At 69.9% G+C, this 1492-nt stretch carries 2 protein-coding genes and 1 pseudogene; 1 reads left to right on the top strand and 2 read right to left on the bottom strand.

Going from position 1 to position 1492, the window contains the following annotated elements:
* Positions 1 to 275, bottom strand: a pseudogene (locus B4E30_RS01550) (MFS transporter); the annotation flags it as partial.
* Positions 272 to 892: a PadR family transcriptional regulator gene (locus B4E30_RS01545; RefSeq protein WP_071044982.1), complete on the bottom strand. Its 621-nt coding sequence runs from the start codon at positions 890 to 892 to the stop codon at positions 272 to 274. The pseudogene B4E30_RS01550 and the gene B4E30_RS01545, both read right to left, overlap by 4 nt.
* 87 nt (positions 893 to 979) lie before the next feature.
* On the opposite strand from B4E30_RS01545, the gene B4E30_RS01540 reads away from it, so the two are divergent.
* Positions 980 to 1492, top strand: a 513-nt coding sequence (locus B4E30_RS01540) for a lipoate--protein ligase family protein (RefSeq protein ID WP_414683176.1), incomplete at its 3' end; no start/stop codon positions are given.

Here is a 1492-nt window from a genome sequence, read left to right as displayed (position 1 = left end):
AGGTAGATGCTCTTCGGGCCGAACCGGTCGCCGAGGCGTCCGGTGATGAGCAGCGGCACGGCGTACGCGAGCAGGTAGGCGCTGGTGACCCACACGACGTTGTCGAGGTTGGCGGTGCCGGGGTCGAGGGCGGCCTTGATGGCCGGGTTCGCGACGGCGACGATGGTGGTGTCGACCAGGATCATGAAGAACCCGATGATCAGCGCCCACAGCGCCGGCCACGGGCTGCGGGCGCGTGTGTCGACCGTGCCGGTTCGTGCGTGGGTCTGGGTCATTCGCGCGCCGCCTTCCGCTGGGCGAGGTAGTGATCGCTCTTCTTGCCGGCGGCCGCGTGCCCCCAGGGCAGCTGCGGATTCTGCAGGCGTCCCAGGAAATCGGCCAGCCAGATCGTCTCGGCCACGCACAGGGCGCGTTCGCGGTCGTCCTCGACGAGGAACTGCTCGTCGACGGGAACCCGCCGGGCGGCGGCGAGGCTCTCCTCCAGCTCCGCGAGGTCTTGCGTGAGCCGTGCGAGCCGGCGCGTCAGCAGATCCCGCACCTCATCGCGCGGCAGGTTGTGGGCCTCGGACAGGGCGATCCGGAAGTCGCCGGGACGATCGATCCGCTCGAGCTCGTCCCGCAGCCATGATCGCATCGCGTCGCCGCCGGAGGGCAGGAGCGTGTACGTTGTGCGCTCCGGCCGATTCCCCTCGCGGTCGACGCCGACCTCGGCGATCAGGCCGTCGCGCTGCAGTCGCGCGACGGTGTGGTACATCGTCCCGTTGGTCACGCTGAGCATGCGGTCGTCGTGCCGCTGCTTCATCAGGCGCAGCATCTCGTACGGATGCATGTCGTCTTCGTCGAGGAGGGCGAGCACCATCAGGCTCAGCGGCGTAAGTCGGCGCGCGGTCATGAATACTCCGAATCGATTAGTCCATATGGACTATATCCGATGCGCTGTCCTCGCGGGCCGACGGCCGGGCGCCGTAGGCTGGCACCCGTGCACGGCGAATACAAGGTCCCCGGCGGAAAGCTCGTCGTCGTCGACCTCGAGGTGGTCGACGGCCGCATCAGCGGATTCCATCTCGCGGGCGATTTCTTCCTCGAGCCCGACACGGCGCTCGACGACATCGACGCCGCCGTCGACGGGCTCCCGGTCGAGACGGATGCGGCCGCCATCGCCGCGGCGGTTCGGGGCGCCCTGCCGCAGGGGGCGCAGCTGCTCGGCTTCACCCCGGAGGCGGTCGGCACGGCGGTGCGCCGCGCGCTGGTCACGGCTCCCGGCTGGAAGGACTTCGACTGGGAGGTCGTGCACGAGCCGCCCGTCTCGCCGCGCATGAACCTCGCGCTGGACGAGGTGCTCACCACGCGTGTCGGCGACGGGCGCCGTCGCCCCACGCTGCGGCTGTGGGAGTGGAACGAGTCGGCCGTCGTCATCGGATCGTTCCAGTCGTTCCGCAACGAGGTCGACCCCGAGGGGGCCGTGCGTCACGGCTTCGATGTCGTGCGGCGC

This window comes from Microbacterium sp. UBA3394 (assembly GCF_002358725.1).
GTDB classification, from domain to species: Bacteria; Actinomycetota; Actinomycetes; order Actinomycetales; family Microbacteriaceae; genus Microbacterium; species Microbacterium luteum.
The sequence above is the reverse complement of the archived record's forward strand: the minus strand, read 5'-3'. Positions and strand labels throughout refer to the sequence as shown.